Annotated in this window: 17 protein-coding genes; 13 read left to right on the plus strand and 4 right to left on the minus strand. The window is 63.2% G+C overall.

The annotated features are described in order from the left end of the window. The first annotated feature begins 10 nt into the window (after positions 1-10). From QQS38_RS02225 to trxC, 5 genes are all read left to right on the plus strand, one after another. Positions 11-3,259: an efflux RND transporter permease subunit gene (locus QQS38_RS02225; protein WP_479643731.1), complete on the plus strand. Its 3,249-nt coding sequence runs from the start codon at positions 11-13 to the stop codon at positions 3,257-3,259. Between the two features lie 11 nt (positions 3,260-3,270). Next, positions 3,271-3,480: a YgaP family membrane protein gene (locus tag QQS38_RS02230; RefSeq protein WP_277427804.1), complete on the plus strand. Its 210-nt coding sequence runs from the start codon at positions 3,271-3,273 to the stop codon at positions 3,478-3,480. 39 nt (positions 3,481-3,519) lie between these two features. Continuing rightward, on the plus strand, positions 3,520-4,890 hold the full coding sequence (locus QQS38_RS02235; RefSeq protein WP_479644081.1) for a TolC family protein: 1,371 nt from the start codon (positions 3,520-3,522) through the stop codon (positions 4,888-4,890). Positions 4,891-4,973: 83 nt separating this feature from the next. Next, positions 4,974-6,245, plus strand: a complete 1,272-nt coding sequence (locus QQS38_RS02240; RefSeq protein WP_479643732.1) for an NAD(P)/FAD-dependent oxidoreductase — start codon at positions 4,974-4,976, stop codon at positions 6,243-6,245. A gap of 79 nt (positions 6,246-6,324) precedes the next feature. After that, positions 6,325-6,753, plus strand: a complete 429-nt coding sequence (trxC, locus tag QQS38_RS02245) for a thioredoxin TrxC (protein ID WP_479643733.1) — start codon at positions 6,325-6,327, stop codon at positions 6,751-6,753. Between the two features lie 84 nt (positions 6,754-6,837). On the opposite strand, the gene QQS38_RS02250 is transcribed toward trxC, so the two are convergent. After that, positions 6,838-7,287 carry a hypothetical protein gene (locus tag QQS38_RS02250; RefSeq protein ID WP_479643734.1) on the minus strand — a complete coding sequence of 150 codons (450 nt, stop codon included), beginning with the start codon at positions 7,285-7,287 and terminating at the stop codon, positions 6,838-6,840. 528 nt (positions 7,288-7,815) lie between these two features. On the opposite strand from QQS38_RS02250, the gene QQS38_RS02255 reads away from it, so the two are divergent. The 4 genes from QQS38_RS02255 to QQS38_RS02270 all read left to right on the plus strand — a co-directional run bounded on the left by QQS38_RS02255 (position 7,816) and on the right by QQS38_RS02270 (position 11,360). Further along, positions 7,816-8,130, plus strand: coding sequence for a hypothetical protein (locus QQS38_RS02255; RefSeq protein WP_479643735.1), 315 nt, complete (start codon positions 7,816-7,818; stop codon positions 8,128-8,130). Beyond that, positions 8,127-9,401: a ferric reductase-like transmembrane domain-containing protein gene (locus QQS38_RS02260; protein WP_479643736.1), complete on the plus strand. Its 1,275-nt coding sequence runs from the start codon at positions 8,127-8,129 to the stop codon at positions 9,399-9,401. The genes QQS38_RS02255 and QQS38_RS02260 overlap by 4 nt, the downstream gene beginning before the upstream one ends. Positions 9,402-9,403: 2 nt before the next feature. Beyond that, positions 9,404-9,772, plus strand: a complete 369-nt coding sequence (locus QQS38_RS02265; protein WP_479643737.1) for a cytochrome b5 domain-containing protein — start codon at positions 9,404-9,406, stop codon at positions 9,770-9,772. 322 nt (positions 9,773-10,094) lie between these two features. Continuing rightward, positions 10,095-11,360, plus strand: a complete 1,266-nt coding sequence (locus QQS38_RS02270; RefSeq protein WP_479643738.1) for an acyltransferase family protein — start codon at positions 10,095-10,097, stop codon at positions 11,358-11,360. Here QQS38_RS02270 and QQS38_RS02275 read toward each other — a convergent pair. Both QQS38_RS02275 and QQS38_RS02280 read right to left on the minus strand, forming a co-directional pair. Next, on the minus strand, positions 11,317-12,732 hold the full coding sequence (locus QQS38_RS02275) for a heavy metal sensor histidine kinase (protein ID WP_479643739.1): 1,416 nt from the start codon (positions 12,730-12,732) through the stop codon (positions 11,317-11,319). The two genes, QQS38_RS02270 and QQS38_RS02275, sit on opposite strands and share 44 nt — an antisense overlap. Then, complete coding sequence (locus QQS38_RS02280; RefSeq protein ID WP_479643740.1) at positions 12,729-13,400, minus strand: heavy metal response regulator transcription factor; 672 nt, start codon at positions 13,398-13,400, stop codon at positions 12,729-12,731. The genes QQS38_RS02275 and QQS38_RS02280 overlap by 4 nt, the downstream gene beginning before the upstream one ends. Positions 13,401-13,515: 115 nt before the next feature. On the opposite strand from QQS38_RS02280, the gene QQS38_RS02285 reads away from it, so the two are divergent. Genes QQS38_RS02285 through QQS38_RS02295 form a run of 3 tightly spaced genes read left to right on the plus strand, consistent with a single transcriptional unit; the run spans position 13,516 to position 15,615 of the window. Continuing rightward, positions 13,516-14,157 (plus strand): cytochrome b/b6 domain-containing protein, encoded by a 642-nt coding sequence (locus QQS38_RS02285; protein WP_479643741.1) that lies wholly within the window; start codon positions 13,516-13,518, stop codon positions 14,155-14,157. A gap of 25 nt (positions 14,158-14,182) precedes the next feature. After that, on the plus strand, positions 14,183-14,956 hold the full coding sequence (locus QQS38_RS02290; protein WP_479643742.1) for a molybdopterin-dependent oxidoreductase: 774 nt from the start codon (positions 14,183-14,185) through the stop codon (positions 14,954-14,956). A 41-nt stretch (positions 14,957-14,997) separates the two neighbouring features. Beyond that, positions 14,998-15,615 (plus strand): hypothetical protein, encoded by a 618-nt coding sequence (locus tag QQS38_RS02295; protein ID WP_479643743.1) that lies wholly within the window; start codon positions 14,998-15,000, stop codon positions 15,613-15,615. 11 nt (positions 15,616-15,626) lie between these two features. Here QQS38_RS02295 and QQS38_RS02300 read toward each other — a convergent pair whose 3' ends face one another. After that, entirely contained in the window at positions 15,627-16,217 is a 591-nt protein-coding gene (locus tag QQS38_RS02300; protein WP_479643744.1) for a DUF1571 domain-containing protein, read from the minus strand. 265 nt (positions 16,218-16,482) lie between these two features. Between QQS38_RS02300 and frmR the strand changes: the two genes are divergently transcribed. Next, entirely contained in the window at positions 16,483-16,758 is a 276-nt protein-coding gene (gene frmR, locus QQS38_RS02305; RefSeq protein ID WP_102612368.1) for a formaldehyde-responsive transcriptional repressor FrmR, read from the plus strand. Positions 16,759-16,809: the final 51 nt, after the last annotated feature.

Consider the following 16,809-nt stretch of genomic DNA (forward strand, 5'->3'; position numbering starts at 1 on the left):
AGGCCACGCCATGACGAGAGACGAATCGAGACTCGGCGTGTCGGGCCGCATCGCCTCGTTTTTCCTGCAGAACCGGATCACGCCGCTCATTGCGCTCGTCGCTCTCCTGCTCGGCCTGTTCGCCATGGCGATGACGCCGCGCGAAGAAGAGCCGCAGATCAACGTGACGATGGCCAACGTACTCGTGCCGTTCCCCGGCGCCAGCGCGCACGACGTGGAACGCATGGTGGCCGGCCCCGCCGAGCAGGTGCTGTCGCAGATCAGCGGCATCGAGCACGTGATGTCGGTCTCGCGCCCAGGGTTAGCCGTATTGACCGTGCAGTTCAAGGTGGGCGTGCCGCGCACCGAGGCGCTCGTGCGCCTGTATGACACCGTGTTTTCCAATGCCGACTGGCTACCGAGGAATCTCGGCGTCTTGCCCCCGCTCGTCAAGCCCAAAGGCATCGACGATGTGCCAATCGTCGTCCTGACGCTCTATAGCACGCGCCCCGACGGCAACGCGTACGACTTGGAGCGCGTCGGCCATTCCATCGAAGCCGACCTCAAGCGCGTACCCGGCACGCGCGACGTGACGACCATCGGCGGCCCGCAGCGCGCGGTCAACGTGCTGCTCGATCCCGCGCGCATGCGGGCCGCGGGCGTCACCGTCGACGATTTGCAGCGCGTGCTCTCGGCCGCCAATGCCGGCGCGACGGTGGGCGATCTCGTCAGGGAAAATCGCAGCACCCACGTCGAGAGCGGGCCCGTATTGGCCAACGCGCGCGACGTGGGCGAGGTGATCGTCGCCGTCCGCAACGGCCACCCCGTGTTCGTCTCGGACGTCGCGGCCGTCGAGGAAGGCCCGCCGGCGGCGACACACTATGTGTGGGAAGGCGTCGCGGGCGCGCATCGAGCGGAGTATCCCGCGATCTCCGTGGCCGTGACCAAAAAGCCGGGCGAGAACGCCGTAACGGTCGCCAAAAACGTCTTGCAACGCGTGGACGCCTTGCGCAACACCGTGATTCCAGCCGACGTCAAGATCGAGGTCGCCCGCGACTATGGGGTCACGGCGAATGCGAAAGCGATGAAGCTGATCGAAAAGCTCGCCTTCGCAACCACGTCGGTGGTGGTGCTCGTCTTGTTCGCGCTCGGTTGGCGCGAGGCGCTCGTCGTCGGCGTGGCGGTCGTGCTGACGCTGACTGCGACGCTGTTCGCCTCCTGGGCATGGGGTTTCACGCTCAATCGCGTGTCCTTGTTCGCGCTCATCTTGTCGATCGGCATTCTCGTGGACGATGCGATCGTCGTCGTCGAAAACATCCATCGCCATCATCAGCTTCAACCCGGCACGCCGCTGGCCGCCATCATCCCGCATGCCGTCGACGAGGTGGGCGGCCCCACCATTCTGGCCACGCTGACCGTGATCGCCGCGCTGCTGCCGATGGCTTTCGTCACTGGGCTGATGGGGCCGTACATGAGCCCGATCCCGATCAACGCGAGCATGGGCATGGCGATCTCGCTTTCCGTCGCCTTCATCGTCACCCCTTGGCTCTCGCGGACCTGGCTTGCGCATGCACAGCACGGCACGCAAGCCAACGGCGCACAAAGCGCGAGGGAGAAACTACGAACGAAGATGCTGCCCTTCTTCAGCCGGCTATTCGCACCGTTTCTCGACGATGCGCGCGGCGCCCGCAACCGTTCGCTCCTGTGGCTCGCGGTGGCAGGCGCCATCGCCCTATCGCTCGCATTGCCCGCGGTCCAATGGGTCGTGCTCAAGATGCTGCCGTTCGATAATAAATCCGAGTTTCAGGTGGTCGTCGACATGCCTGCCGGCACGCCGCTCGAACGCACCGCAGGCGTCCTGCATGAAATGGGCGCGTATCTCGCGACGGTGCCCGAGACAGCGACGTACCAGGCTTATGCGGGCTTATCGGCGCCGATCAACTTCAACGGCCTCGTGCGGCAATACTATCTGCGCGCCGGCGCGAACGTAGGCGACATCCAGGTCAATCTCGTCGACCAATCCCAACGCCGCAGGCAAAGTCACGCGATCGCGGGATCGGTGCGGCCCGCGCTCGAAAAGATCGCCGAGCGCAATGGCGCACGCCTCAAAGTCGTGGAAGTGCCGCCCGGACCGCCCGTGCTCGCCCCGATCGTCGCCGAGGTGTACGGCGCTGGGCAAGCGCAGCGCGACGCCGTGGCGCACGAGATTCGCACTGTGTTCGCCGCGACGCCCGGCGTGGTCGACGTCGACGACAGCACGGTCGCCGACGCACCGCAACGCAACTTCGAACTCGACCGGCGCAAGGCGGGCCTGCTCGGCGTCTCGCAGCAGGACGTCGCTCATACCCTGCGGGCGGGACTGACCGGCGAGGAAATCACGTACCTTCGCGACGGCGCCAAGTACCCTGCCGCCGTACGTCTGGCGCTGCCCGCGACCCTGGGCGGCGATGCCTCGGCGCTACTCGCCCTCGCGGTGCGCGGCGGCCAAGGCCAGTTGGTGCCGCTGTCCTCGGTGATCCGCGAGCGGGACGCTCGAATCGAGCAACCGATCTACCACAAGGACCTGCTGCCCGTGACCTACGTCGTGGGCGATATGGCCGGCAAGGTGGACAGCCCGCTTTACGGCATGTTCGAAATGCGCAGCAGGCTCGCCAAGCTTGCCGCGCCGGGGGGCGGCAAGCTCGGCGAATGGTTCGTCCGGCAACCCGACGATCCCTATCGAGCGTTCTCGTTCAAATGGGACGGCGAGTGGCAGGTCACCTACGAAACGTTCCGCGACATGGGCGTCGCCTACGCCGTGGGGCTGATGTTGATCTACTTGCTCGTCGTGGCCGAATTCGGCTCGTACCTGACGCCGCTCATCATCATGGCGCCGATCCCGCTCACCATCATCGGCGTGATGCCGGGACACGCTTTGCTAGGCGCGCAATTCACCGCGACCTCGATGATCGGCATGATCGCGTTGGCGGGCATCATCGTGCGCAACTCGATTTTGCTGGTCGATTTCATCAATCTGCAGGTCGCCGAAGGCATCCCCTTGCGCGACGCCGTCGTCCATTCGGCCGCCACGCGCGCTCAGCCGATCCTGCTCACCGCGCTCGCCGCGATGATCGGCGCGCTCTTCATCCTCGACGATCCGATCTTCAACGGTCTAGCCGTGTCGCTGATCTTCGGGGTCCTCGTCTCGACGCTGCTCACGCTCGTATTGATACCCCTGCTCTATTACACGGCGTACCGGCGGCGTTTAGGCGGCACGCCGCCCTCCACTGTCAACCCGTAAGGAGTGCAATCATGACTTCCTGGCAAATCACCCGAGTGTTCGCGGGCCTGTTCGTGCTCGTCACCCTCGCGCTCGGCGCTCCGGCAAGCCCGCTCTACGTGAGCGCGTGGTGGCTGTGGGGCACGGTGTTCGTCGGCGCCAATTTGCTGCAAAGCGGCCTTACACGGTGGTGCCCGATGGAAATTTTCATGCGCAAGCTCGGTTTGCGTGCGGGCGCATGAGGGGCGGACGATGACTTCGCGAACCGAGCGGTGAACAAGATGAGGCACGGCGCCAGGGCGTGGGCGTTCGCGCTCGTCGTGGCGAGCACGCCCGCCCACGCGCAAACGGACCTGCTGAGCGCCGCGCAGGCTGCGCTCGCGCACGATCCGGTGTACGCCGCTGCCCTCGCGCAGAACCAGGCCGACGCGACCAAGCGCAAGCAAGGCCGCGCCGGCTACCTGCCTCAAATCTTCGCAACGGGGAATGTGCGCTACGGTGCGATCGATCAGGAAACGACCGGCGCGCATTTCGCAGGCGGCGGCTTCGGGGCGAGCAACGGCATTGCTTTCGATACGCGCGCCGCAGGTGCGACCGGCGCGGGGTGGGCGATCACGATCAAAGAGAATCTCTACAGCGCAACCAAAAACGCGGACGCGCGGCAACTGAACGACGCGGCCGACGCCGGCGACGCCTCGTTGCGGGTTGCGCGCCAAACGCTGCTGCTGCAAGTTGCGCAAGCGTATTTCGGCGTGCTCGCCGCGCAAGACGACGTGGCGGCGCTGCAATCGATCCGCGATACGGCGCTCGAAGCGCGCAACGTCGCCCAAGGCCGATTCGACACGGGCGATGCGCCGATCACCGACATCAAGGACGCCCAGGCGCGCGCCGATCTCGCCCAAGCACAGATGCTGGCCGCGCAAACGACGCTCGAGCTCAAACGCGGTGAGTTGAACGACCTGACGGGCGCCCCCCAAGGCGCCGTGCGTCCGCTCGCCGGCTCGGCCGCGGTCGAATCGATGGGTAGCGGCGAGCTGGGCGACTGGCAATCCCGCGCCATGACCGGCAATCCGCTCATCGAGCTGCGCAAGCTCGGCATCGACAGCGCTCGAGCCGAAACCTCGCGCTATCGTCCCGGTGCAGGCACGACGGTCGACGCGTTCGCCTCCTATATAGGCGACCGGATCAACGGCGCGGGCTACGGCGGAAACAGCTCGATGCGCAGCAACAGCGCAGTGGTGGGAATCATGGTCACCATTCCGCTCTATACGGGTGGCCTGCGCAGCGCGAAAGCGCAAGAAAGCGCCGCCTTGCTGACCCGCGCGGGCCTGGACGAAGATGCAGCGCGCGTGTCCATCGCGCGCGAGGTGCGCCAGGCTTTTCTCGGCATGCAAAGCGCCCAGGCCCAGGTGATAGCGCTGGGTCGAGCGTTGCGATCGGCCGAACTTCAGCTCGACGCCAACCGCACCGGATTTCAAGCGGGCGAGCGTCCCTCGATCGACGTGCTCAACGCCGAGCAGGCGCTCGTCGGCACGCGGCGCGATCTTGCGGCCGCGCGCTATCAGGTCGTGCTCGATCGTCTACGACTCGCGGCCGCCGCGGGCGAACTCGACGAGGCTCAACTTGAAACGATCAATGCGCTACTGCATTAGCGCGCTGTAATCGCGAGCCGGCGTCGCACGGGCGCCGGTCGAGACATTCATGCGCCCTGTGGCGCATTCGAGAAGGAGGCAACATGGCTCAAATCGTCATTCTGGGCGCCGGACTCGGCGGCCTGTCCATGGCCTTTGCGATGCGCAAAGCCGTTCGCGCGCAGGACCGTGTCACCCTCGTCTCCGACGACACGCATTTTCACTTCGTGCCGTCCAACCCTTGGGTCGCCGTTCGCTGGCGATCGCGCGACGATGTCAGCGTGGAGCTCAAGCCCGTGCTGGACAAGAAGGACATCGCCTTCGACGCTACCGGCGCGAAGCGCGTCCATCCCGAGCGCAACGAGATCGAGCTTGCGGACGGCAGAACGCTCCCCTACGACTACTTGATCGTCGCAACGGGCCCCAAGCTGGCGTTCGATGAAGTCGAAGGGCTGGGGCCACAGGGCAATACGGTTTCGATCTGCCAGATCGATCACGCCGAGCAAGCGGCCGGCAAGTGGGATGCGTTCGTCGCCGATCCCGGCCCGATCGTGGTCGGCGCGGTGCAGGGAGCATCTTGCTTTGGACCGGCGTACGAGTACGCGATGATCATGGATGCCGACCTGCGCCGTCGCAAGATCCGCGACCGTGTGCCGATGACGTTCGTGACGCCGGAGCCGTATATCGGGCATTTGGGCCTCGGAGGCGTGGGCGACTCGAAAGGCATGCTCGAATCGACGATGCGCGAGCACGACATCAAATGGATCTGCAATGCGAAGACCACGCGAGTGGACGCGGGCCACGTGTTCGTCACCGAGCACGACGATCTAGGCCAGGAGCGCCGCAAGCACGAGCTGCCGTTTCGCTTCTCTATGATGTTGCCCGCATTCAAGGGAGTCGATGCGGTGGCCGGTATCGACAAACTCACGAACCCGCGGGGCTTCGTGATCATCGACGAATTCCAGCGCAACCCCACGTACCGCAACGTGTTCGCGATCGGCGTATGCGTGGCGATCGCGCCGCAAGAAGCGACCCCGATACCGACGGGCGTGCCCAAGACCGGCTTCATGATCGAGTCGATGGTCAGCGCCACGGCGGAAAACCTCCGCGCTGCGCTCGATGGCAAGGAACCCGAGACGCGCGCGACCTGGAACGCGATATGCCTCGCCGACTTCGGTGACCGCGGCGTGGCGTTCGTCGCGCTACCGCAAATTCCGCCGCGCAACCTGAACTGGTCCAGCGAGGGAAAATGGGTGCATCTGGCCAAGATCGGCTTCGAGAAGTACTTCTTGCACCGCATGCGCACAGGCTCGACCGAGCCGGCCTATGAACGCCTGCTGCTCGATCTGCTGGGGGCGAAGAAGCTCAAGTCTTGATACCGCGCGCGCATCGAGGCCACCGGCTGCATGGCCTGCAATTGGGCATGGCACGCTTGCGCGCATTTAAGGAGGCATCATGCATATCGTCTGCAGCCGTTGCTGGAGAGTCAACCGCATCGAGCCGGCGCGGCTCGATGCAAGCGCCGTATGCGGTGCTTGCGGCGACCCGCTGCTCCCCTCGGAACCCGTGCAACTGGACGCGAACGGCTTCGTCCAATTCATCGGCAGGAACGATCTTCCGGTGCTGGTCGATTTTTGGGCGCCATGGTGCGGGCCGTGTCGCGCGATGGCGCCGCAGCTATCGGCGGCGACGGTCAAGCTCAAAGGCCGTATCCTGTTCGGCAAGCTCAATACCGATTCGCACCCGCAGATCGCCACGCAATTTCAAATTCGCAGCATTCCGACGCTGGTCTTGTTTCGCGCCGGGAACGAGGTCGATCGACGCAGTGGCGTCATGAGCAGTCAGGAGATCGGTGCGTGGATGGACGCGGTGATTTCATCTTGATCGTTGGGTCGAGCGATGCGCCTGCGTCGCTCGGCCTGGCCTGCAGCCACTCGCCGCAAGGCGGCCCCGCGCGCAGGCGGCGATTTACCGCACCCGGTATTCGAACTGGCCCGACGCCGTTCTGGAACGGTCAGGCCTTCTGACTTCGAGCTTCACTCGATAGGGGCCGGGGCCACTCAATCTGAAGTAGGTCCCATACGTCGCGGAGTCGCCGCTGCCCATCGGCTCAAGTTTGTGGCGCGCCTCGCTCAGGCCCAACTCTCGCACCGCCGCTGTCACCTTGGCGTCCGAAATTCGTCTGTGCGTTTTATGATCGAACAGGGCAACAACGAGGTGATATTTGTGCCGTTTCCCTGTCACGCCGCCGTGGGCCGTAGGCGCTGGATGCGACGGTTGGCGAGCGCCGAGCGTCGTGTATGGGACGAACCCGTAATGCACGTCGGTATCGCCGATCAACAAATGTTGGCTAGCGTTGCCTTGAGCGGCAGCCGCCACCGACACGAACAGCGCAATCAAGAAGATTAGCGTTTTCATCGCATTGCCTCACTTGGAGCCTGCCCGCCACGGCACGCGCTAGCAACATTCGAATAGGCGCCGCGGATCTGCTTCCGCTCTGCGCTGATCGCGAAACAGAGAGACACCTTTTCGGGTTTCATATTTCAGGCTACGCGCACCTGAAACGCCGCCGTTGACGCAAATCAAGCACTCGTCACCGGCGCCGGCGTCCGTTGACCTCAGTCAAGGCCTAGCCGGACGCGCCTCCTATGATTCGATATGAAAAGCCGAGTCAGCCAAGCGCTCCGTTCGTCGTGCGCGCCGAGTAAGGCGTCGACGCCCGAACGCATTTTGCTCAGGTTCCAGATGGGCCGGATGGCGCAGGAGCGTGCTGCTTCGAGCAATGCCGAGCACTCATTCGTCACGAAACGTTCAGGTACAGCGATGAGTCCCACACAGCGTGACACGCGGCTATCCGGGCCCTTGATCGCGCCATCGTTTTCGAGTTCGAACCCGCCTCGATCGACGCTGGGCTGCCAGCGACTCAGCCCGTTGGGGAGGGACTAGATGGTCCATTCGAAGGAGCGCTTCGCCCGCCTGACCGCGCTTGCCATTTTGCTGGCTTTATCGTTGCCCGCGGCGTTGGCGGGCCCATGGCACGCGTCGTCCCCTAACACCTACGGCTGGCAATTCATGACGCCACAGGAACGAGAAGAACATCAGCGTCGCATGCGCAGCTTCACCTCGTACGATCAATGCAAGGCGTATCAAGCCGAGCATCATGCCGCCATCGCCGAACGCGCGCGCCAAGCAGGCGTTTCGCTCCAGCCTCGTCCCGACTCCGGCTGCGAACAACTACGCGCGCGGGGCCGCTTGCAATGAGCGCCAACCGATTCGAACGTTGGCGAGAACGCCTGACGATTCCCGCCGTCATCGCAGGGGCGCTCCTGTTGCTTGCGTGGTGGGCGTTCGCGAGCGAGTTATCGTGGACGCGCGACGTGGCGATCGTCAGCGCGTGGGTCGGCACGGGCATGTTGGCCGCCACGGCGCTGCTCGTGGTACGCGAGCCGCATTTCACCGGCGCGTTGGGCGGACTCGAACGGTGCTACACCTGGCATCACCGGCTCGGCGTGCTCGCGTACCTCGCACTGCTCTTGCATCCGCTCGCCCTGGCCGTGAACGGTTGGGCAGAATCGCCTCATGTGGCGTGGCAATCGCTCGCGCCGTGGCTGCAGGCGTGGCCGGTCTGGCTAGGCTGGGGCGCGCTCGTGCTTCTCATGCTCGGGCTGACCGCAACATTCGACTCCCGACTGCCTTACCGCCGCTGGCGCAGGCTCCATACCGTGCTCGGCGCGGGCACGGTTTTAGGGTTTGCGCATGCCTGGGTGCTGCTAGGCGAGCCAGAGCCGTTACTGGGCCTGCTACTCGTTGGCATTCTTGCTCTTGGCTGGCGTTTCGTCGTGAGCGATCTCGGGTTCGCCGCACGCCCCTACCGAGTCATTGCGGTGACGAATCCAGCGGCGGACACCGTCGAAGCCACCGTCGCCCCATGCGCCGCCGCACTCACCGTTGCGCCGGGCCAGTTCGTGCTGGCCGCCTTCGGCCAGGGCTCGCACTTCCGCGGTTGCGGGGAGTATCACCCGTTCACGGTGAGCCGCATCGATCCGGGGCGCCGCCTCCGGCTGACCGTGAAGGCGCTCGGTCAGTGCTCGCACCGCCTGCAAACGCTCGAGCCGGGGGTGCTGCTTCGGCTGCAAGGGCCTTTCGGACGCTTCCTTTCGAACAGCGCCGATCGTCCCGAGCTTTGGATCGCCGGCGGCATCGGGATCACCCCATTCATCGCCGCGCTGCGCGCTCAGCCGCGCACGCAACCCACCACGCTGATTTACCTTTACCGCACCGCGGCCGACGCCGCTTTCCTTGAAGAACTCGGCCAATTGGCCGCCACCGATGCGAAGTTCGAACTCATCGGCGAAGCCACGGGCAACTCGCCGCCCGATGCCGCGGCGCTGCTGGCGAAGGTCGAGCGGCTCCCCGAACGTCACGTGTATCTGTGCGGACCGCCGGGCATGGTCGACGCGCTGAGTGCGCGATTGGTCGAGCTTGGCGTTGCCCCGCGATGCATCCATAACGAGCGTTTCGATTTCCGCTGACGATGCGCAGACTCTTCATTTTCTCCACGGCCGTGTTTTGGCTAGCAATCGCGACATTCTGGGCCGCGGATGTCTGGCTCCCTCGCGACGCGCCTCAAGCGAGTGCCGTCGCAACGGAGAAGACGTGGACGCTGGTCGAGGTGGCGCGGCACGGCACACCGTCCGACTGCTGGATGGCGATAAACGGCGTGGTGTACGACCTCACCGCCTACTTGCCGCAGCATCCGTCCAATCCGGACCTCATCGTGCCTTGGTGCGGCAAGGAGGCAACTTCAGCGTATCGCACCAAGACGAAAGGTCGACCGCACTCCCCCCGCGCGGATCAACTGCTGCCCGAGTATCGTATCGGCAGCCTCGGATCGACACGCTGAGCCCATCGGTTCATCGGTTCATCGGTTCATCGGTTCATCGGTTCATCGGTTCATCGGTTCATCGGTTCATCGGTTCATCGGTTCATCGGTTCATCGGTTCATCGGCCCATCGATTGAAATTCTTTCAGCGGAATCCTTGATTTGCATCGCCCGCACCGGGGCGATCGCATCGGCGCTCGAGTCGACAATGAGCCCTGGGGCCCCAAGACATGGCCCTTCTACCATGCTCACCTTCGCCAACGATCGACTGGCGCAATTCCTGCGTCCATCAGCGCCTTCGAAGCATTGAAGCATTTCTTCACATCATTCCGAAGGAGAAAGGATGCAGCGAGAAAGGATCTCTGGTCTCGATCAAGCTCGATCTATTGCCATCATTGCCGTCGTCGCGGTTCATTTGTCATTTCAATTTCCCCATCTGCCCCAATGGGCCACGGTGCTGGCCCGCATGGGTCAATACGGCGTGCAATTGTTCTTCGTCATCAGCGCCATTACGATCTTCATGACGCTCGCCGCCGACCGCGAGCGATATCGAGCGGCCAGCCATATCACGGCGCGCTTTTACATCAAACGATTCTTTCGCATCGCACCGCTCTATTACGCTGCGATCTTGGCGTATGGCGCAATGAGTTGGTACACGTACCATTTCACGCCCGATCACGCTTCGATTCTCGGCCGGCACGATGTGGGAGACGTCGTATTGAATGTGCTCTTCATGCATGCCCTGTCGCCCTCGGCGATCAACAACGTGGTTCCGGGCGGATGGTCGATCGGCGTCGAAATGGCGTTTTATTCGATCGCGCCGGTCATCTTCTTCTATGCCACGACGCGAGCCAGGCTGCTTGCGATCACCTCGGTGTTGCTGCTCCTGTGCGCGGCATTCGTGTCATCCGGATCCTGCGACGGCGACCTGTCGTGCAACGTCGAAAACAACTCGTTCTTCTACTTCTGGCCGCCTGTGCAAGTCCCCTGCTTTCTCGTCGGCATTTGGTGCTGGCACTTCTTTAGCCCCTATCTGAACGGGCACGCCACACTCGGCAGCCGGGGCAAGAGCATAGCGCTCGGCATGACGGCGCTGTGCGCCATGCTGGCCGCCGTGTTCGGCGTCTGGATCGGACTGGCGAACGAGTACGCACCCGTCTGCGCAGCATGCGGGTCCGCGGCGCTGCTGCTCGTGTTCTGCTCGACGGCCAGCCAGCGGCAGCGGTTCGTGGGGCGCATCGCGGGCGCCATCGGGCGCGAAAGCTATGCCATCTATTTGTGGCATTTTCTGTTCGCATTCGCAGCGATTTATCTCTTCAGAGATTCTCGCGTGCTTGCCGCGCGTGGGCCAGCGCTTTCCGTGCTTGCGTTCGTTGCCGCGCTCGCCGTTACGCTGGCCGCGTCTTACCTGCTGTCGCGGCTAACGGACAAGCTCATACAACGATTCGCCTCGAAGCTTGCCCGCAGCCTGCTCGCGAAGATCGACCTCGCGTTCGCATTAGGCCGCACGGCATCGGCACATGCGCTCGCACATGGCGCATCCCGGCCCCGCAGTGGCAGCGCACCTAGGCACCGACCGCGCGCGACTCGCGCGGAAAGCTCAGCGTGAACTCGATCCACCCGTCGGCCGAGCAATCAGCGGATACGCCGCCGCCGTGCAGCCGCATGATTGCCTGCACGATCGCCAACCCCAGCCCGCTCGATTCGGTGAACTCGCTGCGCGCGGCATCGCCGCGATAGAAGCGGTCGAACAGGCGTGCGAGTTCCTCGCGCTCGATACGCGGCCCGAAATTGCCGATGACGATGCGCGCGCCCGAGGCATCGGCATGCGCGTCGATCTGCACGGTCGTGCCCGCATGGGCATAGCGCACCGCGTTGACCACGACGTTGCCGATCGCCCTGCGACACATGATCGAGTTGGCCGCCATCTCGCCGTCGGCGTCGATCCGAAACGTGATGCGCCGCTCGTCGGCGATCCCATCGAAATATTCGACGATCGTCTCGATCTCGCTGCGCATATCGATGCGCTCGCGCCCGAGAGGCTGCTGCCCGTGATCGGCCTGCGCCAGGAACAGAATGTTTTGCGCGATGCGCGCGAGCCGCTCCAATTCCTCCAAATTCGATTCGAGCACGCTGCGATACTCCGCTACGCTGCGCTCATTCGCGAGCGCGACCTGCGTTTCTCCGATGAGCACGCCAATGGGCGTGCGCAACTCATGGGCAAGATCGGCCGAGAACTGCAACAACCGTTCGTAACCATGTTCGAGGCGATCGAGCATGGCATTGAACGAGGCCGCAAGGCTTTGCAACTCCGCCGGCGCCCCTGCCACATCGAGTCGTGTGGACATACGGTTCGGAGAAATTTCGGCAGCCTTGTCCGCCATCAGCTTCAGCGGCATGAGCCCACGGCTCGTGACCCAGTACGCGAGCGCGAGGGTCACGAGCACGGCGCAGATCACGGTGGCCCATACGCGCCGCAGATAGATCGACAATACCCGCGCTTCTTGCGTCATCACATGGGCGGCGATGATCTGCACCCTATCGCCGTCATCGCCGATCTGCGCCTGGGCAGCGACCCAGCGCATGCGCACGCCGTCGGGGCGCTCACCCTCGTACAGCGCATCGAGTCCGACACGCTGCGAGACCGGCACGATATGGAGCGGCGGCAGCGCCATATGTTCAGGATTGACATCGATGATCGGGGCCGATCCTGCCCGCCTGAAAATGATCACGTCCTGGCTGTCGCCGAGCATCGTTTCGAAGAGCCGAGGCCGGGCTTCGATTTCGTTGATCGTGTACAGATCGTGCAACAGCGAACGAAAATGCTCGACGCGACCGATCAGTTGATAGTCGGCGCGCGTGGACAACGCCCGATTGGTTGCATGGTACAGCGCTGCCCCCACCATGCCGACCACGACGCAGACGATCGCGGCGAACGAAAGCGCAATGCGAATCGCAAGCGAGCGTGCGGGCCGTCTCACGCGGTTTCCCCGAACGAATAGCCGATGCTGCGCACGGTATGAATCAGTTTGAGGTCGAATGGATTGTCGATCTTGGCGCGCAGGCGCTTCACCGCGACATCGACCACGTTGGTGTCGCTGTCGAAGTTCATATCCCACACTTCCGAAGCGATCAACGTGCGCGACAATGCCTCGCCTGGGCGCTTGCAGAACAAATGCAGTAGCGCGAATTCCTTGTTGGTCAAGGTGATGTCGATGCCTTGTCTCGTCACCTTGCGCCGCAAAACGTCCACATGCAGGTCCGCCACCTTGAACGTATCCGATTCGCGCATGACGCCTCGCCGCAACAACGTGCGTATGCGCAATAACAGTTCGGTGAACGAGAACGGCTTGACGAGGTAATCGTCCGCGCCAAGCTCGAGCCCATGGATGCGATCCGCGACATGATCTCGCGCCGTAAGAAAAATGACAGGCAGGTCACGCTTGGCACGCAGCGCCGCCATGATCTGCCAGCCATCGATGCCGGGCAACATCACATCGAGCACGATGACTTCGTACGCGTTCGCGAGCGCTTGGTGCAGACCGTCGGCGCCGTTGCGCGCCAGGTCGACCTGATAGCCCGATTCCGTCAGGCCCTTCTTTAGATAGTCGCCGGTCTTGCGGTCGTCTTCGATCACGAGGATGGTCATGCTGGCGCAGCCTTGATTGCATTGGCGACATTCTAGCGACCGCGTGCCGAAGCTATTCGTTCATGACAAAAAAGTCATCGACGGGTCATCGATCGATCAGGGCTGCGCTTCTACCATGTCAAGCGTTTTAGCTCGATCGAATGCGAGGCATGCCGTGCAAACACCCACGCCGCACCCTATCCAGCCGCTCTGGTTGCGCGTCACTCATTGGATCAACGCGCTCGCCATCGTAATCATGGTGACGAGCGGCTGGCAGATCTACAACGCATCGCCGCTTTTCCAAGCCCTGACGTTTCCGTCCGCCGTGACATTGGGCGGCTGGCTCGGCGCCGCGACCGAATGGCATTTCGCGGCGATGTGGTTATTGGTGGTCAACTTCGTGGTCTATCTCGCGATGAACGTCGCAACCGGACGCTTGCGACGCCGCATGTTCCCGTTGAGCCCGAAGACGCTCTTCAACGAGGCGAACGCCGCCCTGCGCGGCAAACTGGGGCACGACGATCTCACACACTACAACGCCCTGCAGAAACTCGCGTATCTCGCGGTAATCGTCGACCTGTCGATCGTCATTCTTTCCGGCCTCGTCGTCTGGAAATCGGTGCAATTCCCGCTGCTGCGAACGCTCATGGGCGGCTACGACAATGCGCGCGTCGTGCACTTTTTCGCCATGAGCTTTCTCGTGGCGTTCTTCGTCGTGCATGTGGCCATGGTGGCGCTCGTGCCGCGTTCGCTCGCGCTCATGATTCGCGGACGGTAACGCCGCGCCAACGGATATTCGATCCATGCCATTCAAACTGACTCGATCCAGGCCCGATGCCGAACTCATCATCAAGGATGCGGCGAAAGAATTGAAAGCGCCCGCGCGCCGCTTGTTCGGCAAGCGCATCGTCTCGCTCGGCGGCCTCGCGTTGCTCTCGGGCTGCAGCATCACCGACGACAAGTCCGTGAACGCGATGTTGCGCAAAATGTCGAGGTTCAACGACGACGTCCAAGCGCTCTTGTTCGATCCGAATGCACTCGCGCCGACTTACCCCGAGTCGATGATCACTCGGCCGTTCCCGTTCAACGCCTTCTACGACATCGATGAAGTGCCGCAAGTCGATCCCTCCAGCTACAAGCTCACGATCGGCGGCCTCGTCAAAGGCAAACGTGTGTGGACGCTCGACGAGTTGCATGCGATGCAGCAAGAAAGACAGATCACTCGGCACATCTGCATCGAGGGCTGGAGCGCGATCGGCAGGTGGGGCGGCGTGCGCTTCGCGCATTTCTTGGCCCGCGCCGGCGCGGATACGAGCGCGAAATACGTCGCCTTTCACTGCGCCGACAATTATTCGACGAGCATCGACATGCCGACGGCGCTTCACGCGCAGACACTGCTCACGCTCACCTACGACGGCCAGATCTTGCCGCCGAAGTACGGCTTTCCGATGAAGCTGCGCATGCCTACCAAGCTCGGCTACAAGAACCCCAAGCATATCGTCGCCATCACCGTCACCAACGAATATCCGGGCGGCTATTGGGAGAACCAGGGCTACAACTGGTTCGGCGGTTCCTAAGGCCTGCGGTCCTACCACCTTCGACAACTCAAGGAGCTTTCATGTCGATTCGCATCAAACTCACCGCCAGTGTCGTCACGATGACGCTGACCTCCATCACCTGCGCCGCGCTCGCGCAAACGCCGGCAAAACCGGCGCGCATTCGCGGCGACATCGTCGCGCTCTCGGCCGACACCCTCACCGTGCATCGCCGCAGCGGCGACACCGTCAAGATTTCGTTGAAGGGCGACACGCCCATCACCGCGCTGAAAAACATCAAGCTCCAAGACATCAAGCCCGGCTCGTTCGTCGGCACGGCGGCGATGACGGGCGTGGACGGCAAGCTGACCGCAACCGAAGTGCTGGTCTTCCCCGAATCCGCGCGCGGCACCGGCGAGGGGCACTACGCGTGGGATCTCGGTCCTAACAGCTCGATGACCAACGCGAATGTCGACGAGGTCGTGCAAAGCACCGACGGGCGTAACCTGAAGCTCTCGTACAAGGGCGGCGCGAATGCGGTGACGGTGCCGGAGAACGTGCCCGTCGTCACGTTCGCACCGGCGACACGCAGCGATCTGCAGGCGGGCAAGCAGGTGTTCGTCGTCGCGAGCCCGATGGGATCGGCGTATACGGCGCAACGCATCGTGGTGGAGAAAGACGGGGTGAAGCCGCCGATGTAAGGGGCCCTCGGCTAGCCGAACCGCCCGAGTTGCGACTCGGGCACGTCGATCCTCAAATCCTCCATCTGCACGGTCTCGATCGGCTCGCCCGACGCCCCCTCGCTCACCGCCTTGACCGGCAGCCCGAGGCCGGCATCGAACCACAATTCATAGCGGCACACACCCGCCACCCGCTCGCCCGGGCCACGCGTCACGACCACATGCGAGGCCAGGCGCATGCCGATCGTCTTCACGCCGACGACCTGCGTATCGCCGTGTCGTTGCAATTCACGAACATTGACCAGCAGTGCGCCGAGATCGGACTGGTCGATGCGATGCCCCTGCGGACTCTGGATGAGCGGATTGTCGGGACTCAATTCGAGCTTCGGCAACCGGCCGAAACCCAAAGGCCACAGCATGACTTTCCCCGTTTCAGGGCTGTAGACGAGGGTCGTGCCGGCATGCGGCCGGATGCAATCCATCCGAACGAAACCCGGCTTGCGATAGCTATACCTTATCGCGACCGGCTTGGCTCCCGCAGCGGTCGATTCGAGCGTGACCTGATAATTTACGAGCGCGTTGAAGCGGGCCTGCGCGTCGGCAACGAAATCACGATCCGGCATTCGGGCATCCGTCATGACACAGGTTCGCGCAACGGCGGGAACGCCGCGAAGGACACAGCCCCCGCCCTCACGCAAATGCAATCAGCCGTAGATGACCGATGATTTTCGCGCACTGCGTCGCACCACGCAATGCCGGCGTGAACGGCGAGCATTCGTGTAGAACGTGTGCCATCGAACAAGACCGGCGTCTATTTCAAATTGCTGCTTTCATACTGCCGCCCAGTATGCTACTTTATACTCTACCCCAGTTCCGATAGCGATAAAAATGCCACACACCGCAGCAGAGAAAAAGCGCGTCCTGGCCCGCGTGCGCCGCGTGAAAGGACAGATCGACGCGCTCGAGCGCGCGCTCGAGGAAGGTGCCGACTGCGGTCCGATTCTTCAGCAGATAGCCGCCGTGCGCGGCGCCATCAACGGATTGATGGCTGGTGTTCTCGAAAGCCACTTACGAGAAGAGTTTTCGCATGTCGCGCAAACAAACGGTGCACAGCAAGGATCGATCGATGACGTCGTCTCCCTCGTGCGCTCATATCTTCGTTGAACGGATTCAGCGGCCGCCGATAGCGCCGGCTGAGTTTGCCCTCTTTTGCTC

The organism is Trinickia sp. Z7 (assembly GCF_056498045.1).

Coding starts and splice junctions, on each gene's coding strand:
- QQS38_RS02240 (WP_479643732.1), top strand. CDS start 4,974: ATGGCTCAAATCGTCATTCTGGGCGCCGGACTCGGCGGCCTGTCCATG.
- frmR (WP_102612368.1), top strand. CDS start 16,483: ATGCCACACACCGCAGCAGAGAAAAAGCGCGTCCTGGCCCGCGTGCGC.
- QQS38_RS02280 (WP_479643740.1), bottom strand. CDS start 13,400: ATGACCATCCTCGTGATCGAAGACGACCGCAAGACCGGCGACTATCTA.
- QQS38_RS02230 (WP_277427804.1), top strand. CDS start 3,271: ATGACTTCCTGGCAAATCACCCGAGTGTTCGCGGGCCTGTTCGTGCTC.
- QQS38_RS02285 (WP_479643741.1), top strand. CDS start 13,516: ATGTCAAGCGTTTTAGCTCGATCGAATGCGAGGCATGCCGTGCAAACA.
- QQS38_RS02300 (WP_479643744.1), bottom strand. CDS start 16,217: ATGCCGGATCGTGATTTCGTTGCCGACGCGCAGGCCCGCTTCAACGCG.
- QQS38_RS02270 (WP_479643738.1), top strand. CDS start 10,095: ATGCAGCGAGAAAGGATCTCTGGTCTCGATCAAGCTCGATCTATTGCC.
- QQS38_RS02265 (WP_479643737.1), top strand. CDS start 9,404: ATGCGCAGACTCTTCATTTTCTCCACGGCCGTGTTTTGGCTAGCAATC.
- QQS38_RS02260 (WP_479643736.1), top strand. CDS start 8,127: ATGAGCGCCAACCGATTCGAACGTTGGCGAGAACGCCTGACGATTCCC.
- QQS38_RS02250 (WP_479643734.1), bottom strand. CDS start 7,287: ATGAAAACGCTAATCTTCTTGATTGCGCTGTTCGTGTCGGTGGCGGCT.
- QQS38_RS02225 (WP_479643731.1), top strand. CDS start 11: ATGACGAGAGACGAATCGAGACTCGGCGTGTCGGGCCGCATCGCCTCG.
- QQS38_RS02295 (WP_479643743.1), top strand. CDS start 14,998: ATGTCGATTCGCATCAAACTCACCGCCAGTGTCGTCACGATGACGCTG.
- QQS38_RS02290 (WP_479643742.1), top strand. CDS start 14,183: ATGCCATTCAAACTGACTCGATCCAGGCCCGATGCCGAACTCATCATC.
- QQS38_RS02235 (WP_479644081.1), top strand. CDS start 3,520: ATGAGGCACGGCGCCAGGGCGTGGGCGTTCGCGCTCGTCGTGGCGAGC.
- trxC (WP_479643733.1), top strand. CDS start 6,325: ATGCATATCGTCTGCAGCCGTTGCTGGAGAGTCAACCGCATCGAGCCG.
- QQS38_RS02255 (WP_479643735.1), top strand. CDS start 7,816: ATGGTCCATTCGAAGGAGCGCTTCGCCCGCCTGACCGCGCTTGCCATT.